15 protein-coding genes and 2 tRNA genes are annotated in these 19,943 nt (G+C 65.6%); 12 read left to right on the forward strand and 5 right to left on the reverse strand.

Annotation, left to right across the window (positions count from 1 at the left end; translation table 11 throughout):
* Positions 1-206: 206 nt before the first annotated feature.
* Both BI49514_RS06240 and BI49514_RS06245 read left to right on the forward strand, forming a co-directional pair.
* Positions 207-280: transfer RNA gene (locus tag BI49514_RS06240), tRNA-Ile, on the forward strand.
* Positions 281-451: 171 nt separating this feature from the next.
* Positions 452-524, forward strand: a tRNA-Ala gene (locus tag BI49514_RS06245).
* Positions 525-606: 82 nt separating this feature from the next.
* Here BI49514_RS06245 and BI49514_RS06250 read toward each other — a convergent pair.
* Positions 607-1,191 carry a CHAP domain-containing protein gene (locus BI49514_RS06250; RefSeq protein WP_101545246.1) on the reverse strand — a complete coding sequence of 195 codons (585 nt, stop codon included), beginning with the start codon at positions 1,189-1,191 and terminating at the stop codon, positions 607-609.
* Between the two features lie 413 nt (positions 1,192-1,604).
* Here BI49514_RS06250 and BI49514_RS06255 point away from each other — a divergent pair, with 413 nt between their 5' ends.
* The 4 genes from BI49514_RS06255 (at position 1,605) to BI49514_RS06270 (ending at position 7,930) form a co-directional block, all read left to right on the forward strand.
* Positions 1,605-3,053, forward strand: coding sequence for an MDR family MFS transporter (locus tag BI49514_RS06255; protein ID WP_101545438.1), 1,449 nt, complete (start codon positions 1,605-1,607; stop codon positions 3,051-3,053).
* Positions 3,054-3,175: 122 nt separating this feature from the next.
* Positions 3,176-5,797: an excinuclease ABC subunit UvrA gene (locus tag BI49514_RS06260; RefSeq protein ID WP_101545248.1), complete on the forward strand. Its 2,622-nt coding sequence runs from the start codon at positions 3,176-3,178 to the stop codon at positions 5,795-5,797.
* 140 nt (positions 5,798-5,937) lie between these two features.
* Positions 5,938-7,245 (forward strand): sodium:proton exchanger, encoded by a 1,308-nt coding sequence (locus BI49514_RS06265; protein WP_101545250.1) that lies wholly within the window; start codon positions 5,938-5,940, stop codon positions 7,243-7,245.
* A 10-nt stretch (positions 7,246-7,255) separates the two neighbouring features.
* Positions 7,256-7,930, forward strand: a complete 675-nt coding sequence (locus tag BI49514_RS06270) for a metal-dependent transcriptional regulator (protein WP_101545440.1) — start codon at positions 7,256-7,258, stop codon at positions 7,928-7,930.
* A gap of 195 nt (positions 7,931-8,125) precedes the next feature.
* Here the strand turns inward: BI49514_RS06270 and BI49514_RS06275 are convergent, their stop codons facing one another.
* A complete protein-coding gene (locus BI49514_RS06275; RefSeq protein ID WP_101545252.1) occupies positions 8,126-9,499 on the reverse strand; it encodes an NAD-dependent succinate-semialdehyde dehydrogenase in 1,374 nt (457 codons plus the stop codon).
* A 114-nt stretch (positions 9,500-9,613) separates the two neighbouring features.
* Between BI49514_RS06275 and BI49514_RS06280 the strand changes: the two genes are divergently transcribed.
* A complete protein-coding gene (locus BI49514_RS06280) occupies positions 9,614-9,991 on the forward strand; it encodes a VOC family protein (protein WP_101545254.1) in 378 nt (125 codons plus the stop codon).
* A 137-nt stretch (positions 9,992-10,128) separates the two neighbouring features.
* On the opposite strand, the gene BI49514_RS06285 is transcribed toward BI49514_RS06280, so the two are convergent.
* Positions 10,129-10,647, reverse strand: coding sequence for a DinB family protein (locus BI49514_RS06285; protein ID WP_101545256.1), 519 nt, complete (start codon positions 10,645-10,647; stop codon positions 10,129-10,131).
* Between the two features lie 66 nt (positions 10,648-10,713).
* A complete protein-coding gene (locus BI49514_RS06290; protein ID WP_101545258.1) occupies positions 10,714-11,079 on the reverse strand; it encodes a DUF488 domain-containing protein in 366 nt (121 codons plus the stop codon).
* A 219-nt stretch (positions 11,080-11,298) separates the two neighbouring features.
* Between BI49514_RS06290 and BI49514_RS06295 the strand changes: the two genes are divergently transcribed.
* The 4 genes from BI49514_RS06295 (at position 11,299) to BI49514_RS06310 (ending at position 14,572) form a co-directional block, all read left to right on the forward strand.
* Positions 11,299-12,402, forward strand: coding sequence for a Dyp-type peroxidase (locus BI49514_RS06295; RefSeq protein WP_101545260.1), 1,104 nt, complete (start codon positions 11,299-11,301; stop codon positions 12,400-12,402).
* Positions 12,399-13,199 (forward strand): family 1 encapsulin nanocompartment shell protein, encoded by an 801-nt coding sequence (locus tag BI49514_RS06300; RefSeq protein ID WP_101545262.1) that lies wholly within the window; start codon positions 12,399-12,401, stop codon positions 13,197-13,199. The genes BI49514_RS06295 and BI49514_RS06300 overlap by 4 nt, the downstream gene beginning before the upstream one ends.
* Positions 13,200-13,322: 123 nt before the next feature.
* Entirely contained in the window at positions 13,323-13,760 is a 438-nt protein-coding gene (locus BI49514_RS06305; RefSeq protein ID WP_244195282.1) for a hypothetical protein, read from the forward strand.
* 221 nt (positions 13,761-13,981) lie between these two features.
* A complete protein-coding gene (locus BI49514_RS06310) occupies positions 13,982-14,572 on the forward strand; it encodes a hypothetical protein (RefSeq protein WP_101545264.1) in 591 nt (196 codons plus the stop codon).
* A gap of 168 nt (positions 14,573-14,740) precedes the next feature.
* On the opposite strand, the gene BI49514_RS06315 is transcribed toward BI49514_RS06310, so the two are convergent.
* Positions 14,741-18,088, reverse strand: a complete 3,348-nt coding sequence (locus BI49514_RS06315; RefSeq protein ID WP_244195283.1) for a S41 family peptidase — start codon at positions 18,086-18,088, stop codon at positions 14,741-14,743.
* Positions 18,089-18,175: 87 nt separating this feature from the next.
* On the opposite strand from BI49514_RS06315, the gene argS reads away from it, so the two are divergent.
* The gene (gene argS, locus BI49514_RS06320) at positions 18,176-19,915 is read left to right on the forward strand and encodes an arginine--tRNA ligase (RefSeq protein ID WP_101545268.1); all 1,740 of its coding nucleotides are present in this window, start codon (positions 18,176-18,178) and stop codon (positions 19,913-19,915) included.
* Positions 19,916-19,943: the final 28 nt, after the last annotated feature.

Consider the following 19,943-nt stretch of genomic DNA (forward strand, 5'->3'; position numbering starts at 1 on the left):
TCCCGACGAGGACATCGTTCGAGTCAGTAGTTCTGAGGGTCATGATGATCGATGGGACGGTCAGTTCCTACTCTGCCAGCCAGTCCCAGACCAGCCACCATCAATACTCACAGTAGTTCTGGGAGGGTGTGAGAGGGGTCACTGGGCGTCGATTTGTGTTTAGCTGAGGTCGGTGGGTATTATTTTACTTCGGGTTCACCCGATGAGGGCCTATAGCTCAGGCGGTTAGAGCGCTTCGCTGATAACGAAGAGGTCCCTGGTTCAAGTCCAGGTAGGCCCACGTCCTGTCACAACAGGATTTCCTTTCGAGGAGGATCATGAGAAGATGGATTCTCAGCGGTCTCACGTTAGTGGGACTGGGAGTGTTCTTCGGGTGGCGGCACCAGAACCAGAGTGCCCAAGCCGAATGGTCCGAACACACCGACTCGGTGTGAGGGTGTGAACCCGTTTCGGGGGTATGGCGCAATTGGTAGCGCATCTGCTTTGCAAGCAGAGGGTTAGGGGTTCGAGTCCCCTTACCTCCACTCGAGTAGTTTTGAGACAGCACTCGTAAAACGAAGGCCCCGAACCAATGTGGTTCGGGGCCTTCGTCGTTGCGAACACCTATCAGGCGCGCCAGTAGCCTAGGTAGCCGTCGATGAGCCCGTCATAGGTGTGCAGGCTGCGGTCGCCGTTGAAGTTCTGCTGCCAGACCTGTCCCTCGTAGTAGATGCCGATATGGCCGTAGGCGGTCGTGTGCGCACCGTCGCCCCAGACGAGGATGTCGCCGTTCTCGAACTTCTGATCGGTGTGCCAGGTGAAGCCGTTCGCCTTCATCTTGTCTCCACCGGAGCCGCCTGACCGATAGTCGACGGCATTGCCCCAAGCTCCGTGGTCGACGCCGTGGACTTCTTCGAGGGCTCGTGAGATGAGGCTGACGCACTCCCCCTCGTAGCCGCCCTGGGAGTTCGCCAGAGACTGGCCCTTGTAATTCTTGAGGAAGTCTCCGATGCTCGAGAACTTCTTCTCCGCCTCCGGGCTCGCCGAGGCAGTGCCGGAGTCCGCGGCCGAAGCCGAGGTCTCGGTGCCTGTTGAGGCGGCGGGAGGTGCCGCCGGCTCGGCGGCCGAGGCGATCGAACCAGAGCCGAGCACGGCGGCACCGGCGATCATCGCAGCTGTCATGGTCTTCGTGGTGACGTTCTTCAGAGTCATTCTCATCCGTTCGTTCCGCTTGACTGTGTGACTTCTACTGACTTTCCAAGAGACGAATCGCCCCTGGGACGAACCGTCTCCTCTGCCGACGCTAACAGCGCCCGAATGAACGCTCGATACGTCGAATCGAAGAGAGAGTGAACTCCGGGCCGCCGTCGCCACCGGCCGACCGCGCCTGCAGTGACGAAGGTCGCTGCGGTTTCGGGTTCTCCCCACTGTCGGCGGGAATCGGGAATACGTTAATCTGAGTTGCTGTTAAGACAATCGTCTGCGCGTCGATTCGGCATCTGCGTGCGACCTCCGCCCACATCCCGGGCACCACAGACACACCCGAACGGAGCACCGTCTTGTCCAGCGACAGCTCACCCGCACACGCTCAGACTCATCAGCCCGAGACCATCGAGCCCGCAGGCATGAAGGTCATCTGGCTGCTGCTGGTGGCTGCCTTCGTGGCGATTCTCAATGAGACGACGATGGCCATCGCCATCCCCGAACTCAACAAGTCCCTCGGCATCCCTCCGGAGCAGGGCCAGTGGCTGACCAGCGCCTTCATGCTCACCATGGCCGTCGTCATTCCGACGACCGGCTTCCTCCTGCAGCGATTCACCACGCGCCAGATCTTCCTGGCCGCGATGATGCTGTTCTCTGCGGGCACGCTCATCTGCCTCGTCTCGCAGGGATTCATCCTGCTCCTCATCGGACGGATCGTCCAAGCCGCTGGCACCGGAATCATGATGCCTCTGCTGATGACGACGATGATGAATGTGGTCCCTGCGCACTCGCGCGGTCGGATGATGGGTCGAGTCGGCCTCGTCATCTCGCTGGCCCCGGCCATCGGACCGACGATGTCGGGCATCGTGCTCGATTCGCTGGGCTGGCGCTGGCTCTTCGGCATCATCCTGCCGATCGCGCTCATCGCTCTGTCACTCGGTGCGAAGTGGATGACCAACCTCGGTGAGTCGACGCACGCCCCGATCGACGTCATCTCCATCATCCTGTCCGTGTTCGCCTTCGGCGGCATCGTCTACGGCCTCAGCCAGTTCGGCGGCGGTCACGGCGGTGAGTCCGGCGGCGGGTCCACAACCGCACTGGCATGGGCGACGATCGGCGGCGGACTGGTCTTCCTCGCCCTCTTCGTGTGGCGCCAGCTCGTCCTGCAGAAGGACGATCGCGCCCTGCTCGACCTCCGTGTGTTCAATTCGCGCAACTACGTCTTCTCGGTCATCATCATGGCGGTCGTCGCCCTGTCGATGTTCGGCACGTTCTCCCTGCTGCCGCTGTACCTGCAGAGCGTCGTCGGACTCGGCGCCACCCAGTCCGGCCTCGTCCTCCTGCCGGGTTCGGTGATCATGGGCCTGCTCGGACCGGTGATGGGTCGAATCTACGACGCCCGAGGCCCCAAGACGCTGCTCGTACCGGGCACGATCATGATCGCGTCCTCGATGTTCGCGTATTCGACGGCCGGCGTGGGAACGCCGATCTGGCTGCTCATCATCGTCCAGATCGTCATGTCGCTGGGCCTGGCCGCATCGTTCACTCCGCTGTTCTCCGCCTCTCTGGGATCGCTGGAGCGCCACCTGTACTCGCATGGTTCGGCCGCGCTGAACACCCTGCAGCAGGTAGCAGGTGCAGCCGGAACCGCACTGCTCATCTCGATCTACTCCGCGGCCCTGCACACCGGCCAGGCGGAGGGCAAGTCGATCCCCGAGGCGGGCGCTCCCGGTGGCCATGCCGCGTTCCTGCTGGCGACGGTCATCGCGATCGTCCCCATCGTCCTCGCATTCTTCATCCGCAAGCCCGAGGACCAGGAGGACTACCCCGCCGAGGTGGTCGAACCGACCGAGGCCAGCCCCGCCGAATGATGACCGCTCCATAACAGCGGCACAATGATGCGCACAGAACCCCTCGTTCCGATTCGTGGAACGAGGGGTTCTGCGTTCGGCCGTGCCGGTGCTCCGAGGTCCGTCCTTGGTACCATGACCTCATGATCTCCTCTGCGTCCTCGGGCCCGATGCCCTCGACCGAGATCCAACCGGATGTGCGAGTCCGAGGGGCCAGGGAACACAACCTGCGCAATGTCGATCTCACCATGCCTCGGGATGCACTCGTCGTATTCACCGGAGTGTCCGGGTCGGGCAAGTCCTCCTTGGCATTCGGCACTCTCTACGCCGAATCCCAACGCCGCTACCTCGAATCCGTCGCCCCCTACGCCCGCAGGCTCATCGACCAGGCCGGAGTCCCCGACGTCGATTCGATCACGGGGATGCCGCCGGCCGTGGCCCTGCAGCAGCAGCGCGGCGGGCGCAGCGCCCGCTCGAGCGTCGGCAGCATCACGACGGTGTCCAGCCTCGTGCGCATGCTCTTCTCCCGTGCCGGCCACTACCCCGATGATCAGCCGATGCTGCTGGCCGAGGAGTTCTCGACGAATACAGTCGAAGGAGCCTGCCCCGAATGCCATGGAATCGGCCGCGTCTACGAGGTGCCCGAGGAGAAGATGGTCCCGGATCCGACGCTGACGATCCGGGAGCGCGCAATCGCCTCCTGGCCGAAGGCCTGGCACGGCCACCAGCTGCGGGACGTGCTCGTCGCCCTCGGCTATGACGTCGACGTTGCGTGGCAGGACCTGCCGCGAGAACATCGCGACTGGATCCTCTACACCGAGGAGACCCCGCACCTTCCCGTCCACTCCCGGCTGACATTGGCCGAGGCGCGCGAAGCGATCGCTGCTGGTGCTGAACCGACCTATTCAGGGACCTTCGTCGGAGCTCGGAAGTACGTGCTCGATACGTTTGCGAACACGAAGAGTGCCGCGATGAAGCGGCGGGTCTCCGAGTTCCTCACCGTTGCGCCCTGCCCGATCTGCCGGGGAAAGAAGCTCAGACCGGAAGCACTGTCGGTGACGATCGCCGGTCTCGATATCGCCGAATTCTCAGCCCTGCCGCTGCATGAACTTATGCAGATCCTCAGCGATGCCGTCGTGGAGTCGAGAACATCCATGGACGCGGGCGATCACGCGCCGTCGTCACCCGGGCGCCAGTCGGCCGCCGAGGATCACTCCTCCGTCGACGATCACCCCTCGGCGGAGAAGCTCGCCGCGTTCGTCCGCCTCGGCGAGGGCCTCATCGACCGATTGAAGCCCATCAGCGATCTCGGGCTCGGGTACCTCTCGCTCGATCGGACCACGCCGACGCTCTCCGGTGGAGAGCTGCAGCGACTGCGGCTGGCCACACAGCTGACCTCCGACCTCTTCGGGGTCGTCTATGTGCTCGACGAACCCTCGGCCGGTCTCCACCCGCAAGATGTCGATGCACTCATGGGCATCCTCGACGGACTGAAGGCGCGGGGCAACAGTCTCTTCGTCGTCGAACATTCGGTCGACATCATGCGCCATGCCGACTGGCTCGTCGACATCGGACCCGGAGCCGGCGAACGCGGCGGGCACGTCCTCTACAGCGGCCCCGCTGCCGGTCTTGCCGAGGTCGACGAATCGGTGACCCGCGGCTATGTATTCGGCAACCGCGGACTCGAACCCCACGAACCACGTCAGCCCCACGGGTGGATGCGGCTGGAGAACATCCGCCGCAACAACCTCCACGATGTCAGCCTCGACCTGCCTCTCGGCGCGCTGACCGCTGTGACCGGAGTATCGGGGTCGGGCAAGTCCAGCCTCGTCAGCCAGGCGCTGCCGGCAATCGTCGGCGACCGGTTGGGAACGTCCACCTCCACTGACGACCCCGCTCCCGAGGGCGATGATCTGCTGCTCGTCGACGATACCGAAGAGCTGCGCGGAACCGTCACCGGAGACCTCACGGGATTCCGTCGGGTCGTGAGCATCGACCAGAACCCCATCGGCCGGACGCCCCGGTCCAATGTGGCGACCTACACCGGTCTGTTCGACCATGTCCGCCGCCGCTTCGCCGAGACTCCCGAGGCGAAAGAACGCGGATACAAACCCGGACGGTTCTCCTTCAACGTCTCCGGCGGACGGTGCCCGACCTGCGAAGGAGAAGGCTCCGTCATGGTCGAGCTGCTCTTCCTTCCGTCGGTCTATACCGAGTGCCCGGACTGCCACGGCACCCGCTTCCAGTCGAGCACGCTCGAGATCCTGTGGCGCGGACGCAACATCGCCGAGATCTTAGGGATGAGCGTCGAAGAGGCCCACGACTTCTTCACCGGCGAGTTCGACATCATCCGTTCGCTGACTGCGCTCATCGACGTCGGCCTCGGCTATCTGCGTCTCGGCCAGCCCGCCACCGAACTCTCCGGCGGCGAAGCACAGCGGGTCAAGCTCGCGAGCGAACTGCAGCGCTCCGGGCGCGGCGACACCCTCTACGTGCTCGATGAACCCACGTCAGGACTGCACTGCGCCGATGCCGACCGCCTCGTCGCCCACCTGCAGTCACTCGTCGATGCCGGCAACACCGTCGTCATGGTCGAACTCGATATGCGCGTCGTGGCCGTCGCCGATCACGTCATCGAACTCGGCCCAGGTGCCGGTGACGCCGGCGGACGGCTCGTCGCTGCAGGCGCACCCGCTGACGTTGCCGCGGCAGGTGCGGGTCCTTCGGCGAAATACCTCACCGCAGCACTGTCCGAACACGGGTGATCTGAGGCACACGCCCTGATCTCGGCAGGCTGCGAGATCCGCAGAAACATGCCGATCCCGGGACCTGCCGGAATTGTTGGAGACGTCTAAGTCTCAGTTGTCCGTAGACACACCCGATCTGCGGTGGGAAGTCTTGATACATGCCCACAGCAATTCTTCGCCGCATCGCGATCTGCCTGCTCATCGCCGCACCCGCAGTGGTGCTTCGCGTCACCGGCGTCGAACTCGCTCCGGTCCTCGAGCTCCTCACCTACGGCGCCGCAATCGTCGCTGCCGCCTTCCTGCTGGCCTGGGCAGCCGAGGCGGCGCAGAAGGACATCTCGGGCGCGCTCGCGATCGCCCTGCTGGCCCTCATCGCTGTCCTCCCCGAGTACGCTGTGGACCTCTACTACGCTTTCCGATCCGGATCCGATCCCGACTATCTGCACTTCGCGGCGGCGAACATGACCGGATCCAACCGACTGCTGCTCGGCTTCGGCTGGCCGCTCGTCGTCATCATCGCCCTCCTCGTCGCCCGTCGCATGGCCAAGCGAACGAAGTCCCCCGTCCAGCACTCCCTGTGCCTCGACTCGGGCAGCCGGATGGACATCGGCTTCCTCGTCATCCTCGGCGTGATCGCCTTTGCCATACCGCTGCTCGGCAGTATCCCCATCTGGTTCGGCTCGGCACTCATCCTCATCTTCGCCGCCTACCTCTGGCGGGCCGGACAGTCCGCCGGAGACGAAGAAGAGGAGTTCGTCGGCGCCGCAGCCCTCATCGTCGCCATGCCACAGAAGGCCCGTCGGATCACCGTGATCTTGATGTTCGTCGTCTCCGCTGCGATCATCCTCACCTCAGCCGAACCGTTCGCCGAGGCGCTCGTGGCCTCGGGTGAGAGCCTCGGCCTCGACAGCTACTTCCTCGTCCAGTGGCTCGCCCCGTTGGCCTCGGAGGCGCCCGAGTTCATCATCGCCGCGATGTTCGCCCTGCGCGGCATGGGCGGAGCGGCCATCGGCACGCTCATCGCCTCGAAGGTCAACCAATGGAGCCTGCTTGTCGGCTCCCTGCCGATCGCCCACTTCGCCGGTGGCGGCGGCCTCGGGCTGCCCCTGGACGGCCGCCAGATCGAGGAGTTCACACTCACGGCCACGCAGACCATCCTCGGCGTTGCCATCATCCTGGCCCTGCGCTTCCACTGGGCACCTGCGCTGGGACTGGCCGCGCTCTTCGGACTGCAGTTCTTCGTCACGGACACGTCTGGACGATGCATCCTCTCCGCGATCCAGGCGGTGCTGGCGATCGTCTTCCTCATCCTCCACCGGGCTGACATCCTCCCCACCCTCGCGGCCCCGTTCCGCAGGCCTCAGGCCGATTTCGGTGGGTCGGACATCACCGAGGCGGCCGAACCCAACCGCGAATCGATCGCCACGGCGTCCTCCGACCCGAATTCGCCCGGTGCCCGCGCGTAGAATGACGATCATGCCGCGCCCCGCTGTCACTCGCATGGTCGAGGACTACGTCACTCTCATCTGGAAAGCCTACGAATGGCCGGGCGGTCGCCCCGCCACCACCGAGATGGCCGAGCAGCTGGGAGTCACCGCCTCGACCGTTTCGGCGAATCTCAAGAAGCTCGCCCGCGACGGCTACATCGACTACGAACCCTACGGACAGATCGTGCTCACGGATGTGGGACGGCAGATCGCCGTCGAGATCGTCAGGCGCCACCGCATCGTCGAGTCCTACCTCGTCGAGGCTCTGGGCCTGACCTGGGACCAGGTCCACGATGAGGCGGACCGGCTCGAACATGCGGTTTCCGACCTGGTGCTCGAGCGGATGAACGCGGCGCTGGGGAATCCGGAGCGAGACCCGCACGGTGACCCGATCCCCGATGTCGACGGGCATACGGCTGAATTCGCGAGCAGGCGGCTGCAGGAGACCGTCCCGGGCGTCGAGGTCGAAGTCGTGCGCGTCTCCGACCGTTCGCCCGAGCTGCTGCGGTACCTCACCGAACGCGGAATCGTCATCGGTACGAAGCTGCAGGTGAGATCGATCAGCTCGGCCGCCTCGGCGATCGCGGTCAGCATCGGCGACGAGAGCATCGAGCTCGCCCTCGACGCCGCCGACGCGATCCGCGTCGGACCCCGACCCAGCTGAGGGCTGGACGACCGCCTGTCAGACGCCTGCAGATCGGCATCAGTGCGGACATCGGGGCGAGAGTCTCCCCGCCTCGTCCGCTTACGACAGATACGACAACTGCGACAGATACGACAACGCCCGGTCGGCTGCGAATGTCTTGCAGCAGACCGGGCGTCGACTATTGCGCGGGGCTCAGGCCCGGCAACGAACAGATCAGGCGTGGACGCGGATGAGGTGTTCGTTGGTGAACGCCTGGAACGCCCACTGAGCGTTCTCGCGGCCGTAGCCGGAGCGGTTGATGCCACCGAAGGGGTATTCCGGTCCGGACTCCATGTGGCTGTTGATCAGCGTCATTCCGGCGTTGATCTTTTTGCCGAACTCCTGACCCTTCTCCAGATCATCGGTCCACACCGAGGACATGAGGCCGTATTCGGTGTCATTGGCCAGACGCAGAGCATCCTCTTCGTCCTTGGCACGGTAGATCATCACGGCCGGGCCGAAGAGCTCGTTGCAGCCGAGGTCCGAACGCGGGTCGATGTCAGTGAGCACGGCCGGGGACATGAACCAGCCCGGTCGGTCGAGCTTCTTGCCGCCGGTGAGCAGGGTCGCACCATCGGCGACGGCTTTCTCGATCATGCCGATGATCTCGTCGCGAGCACCTTCGGACGACACCGGTCCCATGCCGACCTCGGGATCGTCGAAGTCGGAGACCTTGATGGCTTCGACGGCCTTGACGGCTTCGGAGACGAATTCGTCGTAGAGCTCATCGACGACGATCATGCGCTTCGGCGAGGTGCAGACCTGGCCGGCGTTCGCCAGACGCAGTCCGACGAGCTTCTGTGCCACCGAGGGCACGTCCTTCGAGTCGAGGACGACAGCGGGGTCGTTGCCGCCGAGTTCGAGGACGGCGCGCTTGTAGTACTTCGCGGCGATCGCGGCCACCGAGGCACCGGCACCCTCGGAACCGGTGAGCGAGAAGCCCTTGACGCGGAAGTCCTTGAGGACCTCCTCGGCGTGGGAGGAGTCGAGGTAGATGTTCTGGTACACGCCCTTCGGCAGTCCCGCCTCGGTGAGGAGGTCTTCGAAGTACTGCGAGGACTTCGGGCAGATCGACGCCTGCTTCATCATGATGGCATTGCCGACCATGAGGTTGGGCAGCACGAAGCGGGCGATCTGGTTGTACGGGAAGTTCCACGGCATGATGCCCAGCAGCACGCCCAGCGGCTGGTGCTCGACATAGCTGCTGGCGGCGCCGGCGGCGGCCAGGTGAGTGGTGGACAGATGAGTGGCGGCGTTGTCGGCCATCCAGCGGGCGGTGCGGGCGACCTTGTCGACCTCGCCGAGTCCCTGCTTCTTGATCTTGCCCATCTCGCGTCCGATGATGTCGGTCATCTCATCGGCGTTCTCATCGACGAGATCGGCGAATTTCCGCAGGATTGCCGCGCGCTCATGCAGCGGCGTCTCCTTCCATGCCAGGTGCGCCTCATGGGCACGATCGATGTAGGCGGGAATCTCATCGACGGGTACGGAGGCGAACTCCTCCTCGACTTCGCCGGTGTTGGCATTGGTGACAGCGAACTTGCTCATGGAACGTCCTTTCACGGGTTGACGATCTGTGCCCTGTAACAAACTACAGTCTCCCGACATTCCGCGACACTTGAGTCCATCCCTGGGATTGGGAATCGGGAATAGGATTCGGGCATGGAGAGAGTGACTGGAATCGGCGGATACTTCCTGCGGGCCTCCGACCCCGAGGCGATAACGATGTGGTACCGAGACGTACTCGGGGTCGACTTCGGCGATCACGGACTGTGGCAGCAGCCGGCGGGACCGACCGTGATCGGGTTCTTCGAAGCCGACACCGACTACTTCGGGACGCGGCCGGAAGGCCAGGATCGGCAGCAGACGATGCTCAATTTCCGCGTCGCCGACCTGGACGCGATGCTCGGGCAGCTGCGCGACGCCGGCGCCGAGGTGGCTGCGGAGACCCAGCAGATGGACGGGATCGGCCGGTTCGGTTGGGTGACCGATCCCGAAGGGAATCGGATCGAGCTGTGGGAGCCGGAAGAACAGGGGTGACCATCGGGTGAGCCCGTCCGTGGACGGATTGAACTGGATGGACGGTCAACTTCGGCAGTCCGTGGTCGCTGCTCTTCGTCGCGGCTGTCGTGGGGGCCGTGGTGTGGGGCATCTTCTCCTGAGCGCAGCCCCGAGGCTCAGGCACCCACATCCTGGAGGTGGTGCTTGACCTCGTGGAGACCGTACCTGGTCAGCGAGGTGATCGTGAACTCGCGACCATCGGCCCGGTATCCCTTGCGATTCCATTCGTCGTTGGCGACGTCGGCGAGCTGCGCCGAATATCCCTGGGCGGCCGAGCGGAGGCCGGCGAACACCTCAGCGGGGTCGGCATGGGCGTAGTCGGATTCGAGGGCGACCGAATCCCCGTCGAAGTTCGGCAGGGTGGGCCCCTCCTCGGCGATCATCAGCCGGGTGCGCTCGCGGAAGAGGTCGAGGACGTCGCGCATATGTGCCCCGTATTCGAGCGCCGACCACCGATGCGGATCCGCGCGCTGGCCGGCATCGGCGCGACTGAGCACCGCCTCCCATGACTGGGCGGCGGAGAGGATCTCATCCGGGGCGGTGCTGACGTCCTCGACTCCGGTGAAGCCGCATTCGGCGCACCCGCCGTCGATGACCTCGGCCCAGTCACGCGTATCCGGGGTGATCTCGTCCATGGTCGTGTCCTTCCCTGAAGCTCGGATTCCCACCGGCGCCGAGGTGGCTCCCACCTCGGCGCGGTGTCATCCACCGTTGATGATCGTCGCGAGCACCGTGGCCTGGCTGATGTCATCGCGCTTCGCGGCCGTGAGCAGGGTCAGCCTGCCCTTCTTCGCGTATCCCCGCAGGCTCTCGAGCGCCTCGGCGGGTTCCTCGGCTTTGAGCTCCTCTCGGTATCGACGTGAGAATTCCTCGAACTTCTCCGGGTCGTGGGAGTACCACTTGCGCAGTTCGGTCGATGGGGCGACGGCCTTCGCCCAGTCGTCGAGCTCGGCTTTTTCCTTGCTGACTCCGCGCGGCCAGACCCGGTCGACGAGGACGCGGGTGCCGTCGGAGTTCTCCGGGTCATCGTAGATGCGGCGGACCCGGGCGTTCTTCTGTGCGGCCATCAGTGACCTCCGTTCTGTGATCGTCTTCAGTCTATGACGCGTCTCCGGCGATGCAAGGAGCGGACAGAAGCGCAGGTCAGCACCGGTGAGAAGAAGCAAGTTCGACGGTCATTCCATGTTCGCGCTCGAAACGTATACTGGCGAGCCAAGCGCCGTTGTGATGATGCAGGGCACGTCGACGGCGAACTCACTTCGCGAGGAGATGATGCAGTCACGGTCATGACCGAGGCCTTTCCGAACGGAAAGACGCCGCAGCATGTGCTGGGTCCGCCGGCTCCGGCCGCCGTGTTCCTCGTCCTCACCGTGAGATCCGGCGCCGAGGCGGAGGCCAAGGACTTCCTCGGCGACATTGCGGGGGTGGTCAGGTCCGTGGGCTTCCGCGCTCGCGAGGATCACCTCAGCTGCGTGACCGGCATCGGCGCCGAGCTCTGGGACCGGATGTTCGACGCCCCGCGCCCGGCCGGGCTGCACCCCTTCATCGAACAGCGCGGAGACGTCCACACCGCGCCGTCGACCCCCGGTGATCTGCTCTTCCACATCCGGGCCCGGCGGATGGACCTCTGCTTCGAACTCGCCCGCCAGCTCGTCGGCGAACTCGGTGACGCCGTGTCCGTCGTCGACGAGGTGCACGGTTTCCGCTACTTCGACGAACGCGACATCATGGGCTTCGTCGACGGCGCCGAGAACCCCGAGGATCAGGAGGCCGTGGACTCGGTGTTCACGCCGACCGGTGGAGATGACCCGGCGAGCAGCACCTATGTGATCGTGCAGAAGTACACCCACGACATGGCCGCATGGGAGGCGCTGAGCGTCGAGGACCAGGAGGCGGCCTTCGGTTGGTACAAACTCTCCGATATGGAGTTCCCCGACGAGGACAAGGCGCCGAACTCCCATCTCATCCTCAACACGATCGAGGACGAAGACGGGATCGAGCACAAGATTGTGCGTGACAATATGGTCTTCGGATCGGTCGAGTCCGGCGAGTTCGGGACCTACTTCATCGGCTGCGCCGCCGACGTCAGCGTGACCGAACAGATGCTCGAGAACATGTTCATCGGCAACCCCCGCGGCACCTACGATCGGATCCTCGACTTCTCGACCGCGCAGACCGGCGGCCTCTTCTTCGTCCCTTCCCAGGATTTCCTCGACGATCCCGACGGAGAGCTCGCCGCCGCCGAGCCATCCGATGCGCAGAACGACGACCCGGCCTCCGCCTCGGCGAGGGTCGAGGAAACAGACCCACCCAATCCCGCATCAGCCGACGACCCCGCACCGGCCGACGACAGCCTCGGCATCGGCAGCCTGAGAAGGAGAGACCAGTGAATAACCTCTATCGCGAGCTTGCCCCCATCCCCGGCCCGGCCTGGGCGGAGATCGAGGAGGAGGCTCGGCGGACATTCAAACGCAATATCGCCGGCCGCCGGATCGTCGATGTCGAAGGGCCCACGGGCTTCGAGACCTCCGCGGTGACCACCGGCCACATCCGAGACGTCCAGTCGGAGACGAGCGGACTGCAGGTCAAGCAGCGCATCGTGCAGGAATACATCGAGCTGCGGACCCCATTCACCGTGACTCGGCAGGCCATCGATGACGTGGCCCGCGGGTCCGGTGACTCGGACTGGCAGCCCGTCAAGGATGCGGCCACGACGATCGCGATGGCTGAAGATCGGGCCATTCTCCACGGGCTCGATGCGGCCGGGATCGGCGGAATCGTTCCCGGCAGCTCGAATGCCGCAGTGGCCATCCCCGACGCCGTCGAGGACTTCGCGGACGCCGTCGCCCAGGCGCTGAGTGTGCTGCGCACGGTGGGAGTCGACGGGCCCTACAGCCTGTTGCTCTCCTCCGCGGAGTACACCAAGGTCTCCGAGTCCACCGCCCACGGCTACCCGATCCGCGAGCACCTCCCCCGGCAGCTCGGCGCCGGAGAGATCATCTGGGTGCCCGCGCTCGAAGGGGCGCTGCTCGTCTCCACGCGCGGGGGTGACTACGAGCTCCACCTCGGCCAGGACCTGTCGATCGGTTACTACAGCCACGACAGCGAGACCGTCGAACTCTATCTGCAGGAGACCTTCGGATTCCTCGCGCTGACCGACGAATCCAGTGTGCCTTTGAGCCTCTGATGAGCGGCTGATGAGCGTCTGAGGTGGGGCGGGCAGGTCTTGCCCAATGGCAAAAGGTGCGTAAGTGACCCGGAGACGGTCGTGTGACCGCGGCCGGGCGCTCGCCCATGCCACAATGACCGCATGGGACGATTCGGACGCCGCGGATTCTTTGCCGCCTCACTCGGAGTCGCGGGCATCGCCCTCTCCGGATGCTTTCGGCAGGCCCAGACCGACCCGGCCGCGGTCGCCGATGCCCTCCGTTCCGCGGTCACAGCCATGCCGGAGCATCTGGACGGCGAGGTGCAGTTCCAGGACAGCTTCTCCGCCGGGACCACGATCGGCGGGGTGCTCACGCTCGCCGGCAGCAGCTCCTACGAGGTGGCTGACTCCCTGCATGCGGTCCTGGAGACGATCATCCGAACCTATGTGGACCAGCCCGGAACGGACACGGCGTTCGTCCGGGTCGAAGGGCATCCGAGCGGCGATGCCGCGACACGTGTCCTTGCCGCCGACATCATTCCCGCGGCGAGCGGTGCCAATGTCACCACCGACGACCTCGCCGAGTTCTACGGCATCTGAGTGCGCCGTTGCGTGGCCTCGGTCCGTCTGGCTCTCGGATCGACGGACCGTCTGGCCGGCGGCGTGAGCGGATGCACTGGGACCCGGATGCAGAGGCTGATGGCAATCAATCGCGGCAATTCCCCGTCCAGGGGGTCGAAGCGGTGTAAGAATGGAGCGTGCACGAGCGCCACACTTGTGTCGGTCAACAGGGTCGACGCGCTCACCATGACAGGACGACGATGCCCGAATCCCCCGCCACCCGACCCCGCACCGCCGAAGGAGCCGAGATCGGTGCCCTGATCGGAGGGGCATTCGGGCTGCTGTTCCTCATCATCAACAGCTCATCGTTCTCCTCGCTGGGCCGGACGCTGGTCATGGCCACGGGAATCATCGCCTTCGGAACCATTGCGGTCGTCGCGGTTCGGTCCCTCGTGCGTCTCCGGGCCGAACGCAGGCAGGCGATGTCAGCGGAGGATCGTGAACCCGGGCGCCGCCGCGAGCCGCCGTTCGGCCGAGCGTATTGGATCATCGTCCTCATCGAGGCGATCGCACTCTTCGCCGGGGCCCGGGTGCTCTCGAGCCTCGGCCACCCCGAACTCGGCGTGGCCTGGGTGGCCTTCGTCGTCGGCACCCACTTCTATGCGTTGGGATATGTGTTCAAGCTGAACCGATTCCATGTCCTCGCCACCGTCGTCACCCTCTGCGGAATCGGCGGGTTCATCGCCTTCTTCGCGGCGGCTCCGGCGTTCATCCCCGTCATCAGCGGCGTCATCTCGGGCTTCGTGCTGCTCGCCTTCGCCATGTGGGCCCTTATCCCGGCCGAACGGTAGAGCCCGGAACGCATCGAGTTTCGTTCGGTTCGTCATCGGGTTCTGATCCAGTCATCGGGAGAAAACTCGATGACTGGATCAGAACCCGATGACTCCCCACGACATGGCCGGACCGGGCGGCCCCTCACGTCGCTTCGCGTGCGCTGGCGGCCACTCGGTGGCGGGAGATCAGTCCTCGGCAGGAGCCTCGGGGACGCCGGATCCGTCCTTCTTCAGCGCCTGCACGCGCGGGGGTGGGAACTCCGGCGGCTGTGCGGCCGGTGCCGAGGCCAGGCCGGCGAACACCTCGGCGATGGCGCGATCGAGCTGCGGATCGTCGGCGGCGAAGAGCTGACCGGGATCGTGCTCGACCTCGATATCGGGTTCGACGCCGTAGTTCTCCACGTCCCAGCCCTTGCCCTCGATCCAGAAGGAGTAGCGCGGCTGGGTCACACCGGTGCCGTCGACGAGGTCGTAGCGACCGTCGATGCCGACGACGCCGCCCCACGTGCGCACACCGACGACCGGGCCGATGCCCTTCGCCTGCACCCGCGCGTTGATGATGTCGCCGTCGGATCCGGAGAACTCATTGGCCACGAAGACCACGGGGCCGCGCGGAGCATCCTCGGGGTCCCGGTCCATCTGGTCGTAGCTGCGAGCCGCACCCCAGGCAACCACTTGGTCGGCGAAGCGTTCGGCCACGAGCGCGCTCGTGTGCCCGCCGCGGTTGAAACGCACATCGGCGATGACACCCTCGCAGCCCATGGCCTGTCGCAGATCCCGGTGCAGCTGCGCCCAACCGTAGGAGGTCATGTCCGGGACATGGACGTAGCCGATGCGGCCGGCGGACTTCTCGGCCACATACTCCCGGCGCGAACGCACCCAATCCTGGTAGCGCAGCTTCTCCTCACTGGCCAGCGGAATGACCGCGACCGTGCGGTCCTTGCGACCGCGGCGCAGAGTGAGCTCGACGATCGTGTCCGCGGCGCCCTGCAGATGAGCGGCGGGACCGGCCGCCTCGTCGACGGGCTGACCATTCACGGCGACGATGACATCGCCGGGCTGGGCCCCGACGCCAGCCTGCCGAAGCGGCGACCTGGCATCCGGTTCACTGCTCTCACCGGGAAGGATGCGCTCAATCGTCCATCCATCCGCCGTCTTGGCGAGATCCGCACCGAGGAAGCCGAGCTTCTTCGACCCATCGCCGAGCCCCGACGGCGGCGTGACATAAGCATGCGAGGTGTTGAGCTCACCCACGGTCTCCCACAGCACGTCCACGAGATCGTCGTGAGTCAGGGCCTTCGCGGCCACGGCACGCCAGCGCAGCGTGACCGACTCCCAATCGACCCCGTTCATGTCTTCGCGCCAATAGTGGTCGCGCATGATCCGCGAGTTCTCCTCGAACATCTGCAGCCACTCGGCCCGACGGTCGAGTTCGAACCGCAGACGCGACAGGTCGACGGAGACGAACTCATCATCGTCGGCCTCGACCTTCCGGTTCGCAGGCACCACGCTGATCGCATCGTCGCTGCGCACGACGAGCAGCTTGCCGTCTCCTGAGATCTCGTACTCGTCGGCCTTGTCGACGACGGTGGTGACCTTCCGCTTGGCGAAGTCGAAGTACTGGACCACCTCGGCGGGTTTGTCACCGGTATCCCCGGCCCGCTGTGTGCCGAGCTCACCGGCCTCGACGTCGCCGGTGCGCAGCCAGACGAGGCCGCCCTCGGCGGAGTCGAGATCACGGAAGACCCCCGAGGCGACGGGGAACGGCACGATGCGTTCCTCCGCGCCCTCGAGTTCGACCTCGACGGTGGCGACGGTCTTGTCCCCGCGTCCACGCTCGGATTTGGCCTCCTCGGTGACCTCGCTGATCGCCCACCCGCCGGCGCTCGGTCCGAACGGTGCGGGCTCATCGGCGGCCAAGGGCAGCAGCCACGGTCGGGTGACGCCGTTGAACGACAGGTCGAAGGAATGCTGGTTGTACGAGGGATCGAAGGTGCGATCGGAGAGGAACGCGACGAACTTTCCATCGCGGGTGAAGGCCGGTGAGAAGTCGTTGAACTTGCCCGTCGTCAGCGGCTGGGCCTGACGATCCGACTTCACCTCGGCGATCATCAGCTGCGCGAGCAGCTCCTCACCCTGCGTCGGCTGCGACCAAATAAGGTACTTCCCATCGGGTGAGAACCGCGGATCCCGCGCCTCGCCATGACTCGAATGCCCGACCAGCCGCGTCCGCCCGTTGCCCACCTCGACGGTCCGAATCGATCCGTCGTGGGAGATCGTGGCGAGCATCTTCCCCGCCGGATCCGCCTGCAGGTGAAGGACCCGTCCCAGGGCTCCGGCCCCGATTCGCCGAGGCGGCTTGTCCCCGGTCACGGACGCGACCTCGATCGCGTCTTCCCCTTCGACATCCGTGATGTATGCGGCGTAACCCGTGTCCCCGAGGACGAGGGGTTCGCGGGTGCGGATCGACGAATCCGCGCACAGTGCCCGGGCCGGACCTTCGCGGTGGGCGAGCCAGAAGGTCTTGCCGCGCCATTCCACGACCGAGGCATTGCCTGCCTGGTCAGGGCTGATGCTGTTGAGCCCGGTCTTCGGATCGAGGCTCAGCGGCTGCACCTGAGTGCCCGGCAGAGTCACTGCAAGAGTGCGGACGGCCGCATCGAGGCTGTCGAGGATCTTGATCTGCCCACGGGAGTGCCAGACGATGCGGGTGCCATCGGTCGTGGCGTCACGGACATAGCCGTCGGCCTCGGTCTGGTGAGTGAGCTGGCGCGGTTCGACCGCGGCGCCCGGGTACGTCGAGGCGGCCCCACTCGCATTCGCCGAGGTGGCCAGACCGTCGATGATCCACAGGTTCGCCTGTTCATCGGCATGGTGAGGGAAGGTCGCGGCCCGGTCCGAGGTGAAGACGAGCGAATCGCCGACCCACAGCGGATCCGTCAGCGACGCCTCGTCCTCGCCCAGCAGGCGCTGCCACCGGGCCCCGGACCCATCGCCGATGCCGGCAGAATTCGCGTTGCCGACCCGATCGAGCCACAGCCTCGGCGCGGTGCCTCCCCGGTAGCGCTTCCAGTGCGCGGGCGGACGGGAGAACGGGGTCGACAGCGCCGTCACTCCAGTATGGTGCCGGGCCAGACCCGAAGCGCGACCGAACGACAGCCGATCGATCTCACCGTTCAGGCTCACTGACTTCACGACATGGTTGCGGACCTCGAACTCCCCGGCGTTCGCACCGACGAGGATATGGGTGGCGTCAGACCACCCGAGCATCGTCATCGCCGTCGAACCCATCCAGGTGAGCCGGCGCAGGGCCCCGGTGGCCACCTCGGCGACCATGAGCTCCGGCTGGCCGGTGCGGAAGGACACGAACGAGACATGCGCTCCGTCGGGCGAGATCCTCGGTGATCGGACCGGCGCATGATCGGAGGTCAGCCGCCAGGCGCGGCCGCCGGCGGAGGGCACGAGCCAGACATCGTCGTCGGCGGTGAAGGTGATGAGATCGGACTGGATATGGGGATAGCGAAGATAAGTCACGTGACCCACATTACAAGCTCGACTGTGCGGCGACCGAGGGCCGGAACCGATGTCCAGGCAACTTGCACCCGGCAATAGAATGGCCATATGCCATCTCTGACTTCTGTGCTCACGGACCGTTTCGCCGCCGCCCTCATCCAGGCCTTCGGTGAGGACTTCGCCAGGCGCGATCCCGTCATCCGCAGCAGCCAGTTTGCAGACTTCCAGGCCAATGTGGCGCTGCCCCTGGCCAAGGAACTGAAGTCGAAGCCGCGCGATATCGCCGCACAGATCGTTCAGAACCTCGATCTCGAGGGCGTCTGCGAGACCCCGGAGATCTCGGGGCCCGGGTTCATCAACCTCACGTTCACCCCCGAATTCCTCGCCTCCACCCTGACCGCAGGCGGAGTCGCCGCCGCCCCGGAGAACACCGATCCGCAGACCATCGCCATCGACTATTCGGCCCCGAATGTGGCCAAGGAGATGCACGTCGGCCACCTGCGCACCACCGTCGTCGGTGACGCTCTGGCCCGCACCCACGAATTCCTCGGCAACACGGTCATCCGCCAGAACCACATCGGCGACTGGGGCACACCGTTCGGCATGCTCATCGAGCACCTCCTCGACGTCGGCGTCGACTCGGCCGAGGCCTCCGAGGTGTCCGAGAACCCGAACGCCTTCTACCAGGCTGCCCGGGCGAAGTTCGACTCCGACGAGGCCTTCGCCACGCGTTCGCGGGCCCGCGTCGTCAAGCTCCAGGGCGGCGACGAAGAGACCCTGGGTCTGTGGACGACGCTCGTCGGCTACTCCCGCGAATACTTCAACCGCATCTACTCGCTCCTCGACGTCACCCTCACCGACGACGACCTCGCCGGCGAGTCCACTTACAACGACGTGCTGGCCGAGGTCTGCGACGAGCTCGAAGCCAAAGGCCTGGCGACGATCTCCGATGGTGCGCTGTGCGTGTTCCCCGAAGGCTTCACCGGCCGTGAGGGCGAACCCCTGCCGCTCATCATCCGCAAGTCCGACGGCGGCTACGGCTACGCCACGACGGACCTCGCCGCCGTGCGCAACCGCGCGATCAACCTCGGTGTGAACCGTGCCCTCTACGTCGTCGGCACCCCGCAGGCCATGCACTTCGACATGGTCTTCACCGTCGCCCGCGCAGCCGGCTGGCTGCCGGAGACCTTCAGTCCCGAACACGTGAAGATCGGCAATGTGCTCGGTTCCGACGGCAAGATCCTGCGCACCCGCTCCGGCGCCCCGCTGCGCCTGGCCGAGCTCCTCGAAGAGGCCGTGACCCGGGCGAAGACGACACTGGCGGAGTCGAGCGTGGACTTCGAGCCTGCGGAAGCCGACGAGGTCGCCCGCATCGTCGGCATCGGTGCGGTGAAGTACGCCGATCTGTCCGTCGCGCACGACACCTCCTACACCTTCGACCTCGACCGGATGCTCGCCCCCATCGGCAACACCGCCCCGTACCTCCAGTACGCCGGCGCCCGCATCCGCTCCATCGGCCGCAAAGCTGAGGCCGAAGGCGTCGACGCCTCCCAGGTCGCGAACGCCGCGATCAGCCTCGGCGAGGCTGCCGAACGTGAGCTCGCGCTGTCGATCCTCGGCTTCTCCGATGTGGTCACCGAGGTGGCCGCCGGGTCGACGCCCCACCGACTGTGCACCTACCTGTTCGATCTCGCCCAGGCATTCACCTCGTTCTACGAGCAGTGCCCGGTGCTCATCGCCGAGACCCCCGAGCTGCGCGACTCCCGCCTGCGGCTCTCGGCGATCGTGCTCGAGGTCCTCCAGGCCGGTCTCGGGGTGCTCGGCATCCGCGTGCCCGAGCGGATGTGAGTTCGCCTCAGCGGCCGACCGCAAAGAG

Origin of the sequence: Brevibacterium iodinum ATCC 49514 (assembly GCF_900169265.1) — a bacterium.
GTDB classification, from domain to species: Bacteria; Actinomycetota; Actinomycetes; order Actinomycetales; family Brevibacteriaceae; genus Brevibacterium; species Brevibacterium iodinum.

What these genes read in the sequence shown, in the direction of transcription:
- BI49514_RS06260 (WP_101545248.1), top strand. Translation starts at nt 3,176, where the DNA reads ATGATCTCCTCTGCGTCCTCGGGCCCGATGCCCTCGACCGAGATCCAA.
- BI49514_RS06285 (WP_101545256.1), bottom strand. Translation starts at nt 10,647, where the DNA reads ATGGACGAGATCACCCCGGATACGCGTGACTGGGCCGAGGTCATCGAC.
- BI49514_RS06280 (WP_101545254.1), top strand. Translation starts at nt 9,614, where the DNA reads ATGGAGAGAGTGACTGGAATCGGCGGATACTTCCTGCGGGCCTCCGAC.
- BI49514_RS06290 (WP_101545258.1), bottom strand. Translation starts at nt 11,079, where the DNA reads ATGGCCGCACAGAAGAACGCCCGGGTCCGCCGCATCTACGATGACCCG.
- BI49514_RS06305 (WP_244195282.1), top strand. Translation starts at nt 13,323, where the DNA reads ATGGGACGATTCGGACGCCGCGGATTCTTTGCCGCCTCACTCGGAGTC.
- BI49514_RS06265 (WP_101545250.1), top strand. Translation starts at nt 5,938, where the DNA reads ATGCCCACAGCAATTCTTCGCCGCATCGCGATCTGCCTGCTCATCGCC.
- BI49514_RS06270 (WP_101545440.1), top strand. Translation starts at nt 7,256, where the DNA reads ATGCCGCGCCCCGCTGTCACTCGCATGGTCGAGGACTACGTCACTCTC.
- BI49514_RS06275 (WP_101545252.1), bottom strand. Translation starts at nt 9,499, where the DNA reads ATGAGCAAGTTCGCTGTCACCAATGCCAACACCGGCGAAGTCGAGGAG.
- BI49514_RS06250 (WP_101545246.1), bottom strand. Translation starts at nt 1,191, where the DNA reads ATGACTCTGAAGAACGTCACCACGAAGACCATGACAGCTGCGATGATC.
- BI49514_RS06255 (WP_101545438.1), top strand. Translation starts at nt 1,605, where the DNA reads ATGAAGGTCATCTGGCTGCTGCTGGTGGCTGCCTTCGTGGCGATTCTC.
- argS (WP_101545268.1), top strand. Translation starts at nt 18,176, where the DNA reads ATGCCATCTCTGACTTCTGTGCTCACGGACCGTTTCGCCGCCGCCCTC.
- BI49514_RS06310 (WP_101545264.1), top strand. Translation starts at nt 13,982, where the DNA reads ATGCCCGAATCCCCCGCCACCCGACCCCGCACCGCCGAAGGAGCCGAG.
- BI49514_RS06295 (WP_101545260.1), top strand. Translation starts at nt 11,299, where the DNA reads ATGACCGAGGCCTTTCCGAACGGAAAGACGCCGCAGCATGTGCTGGGT.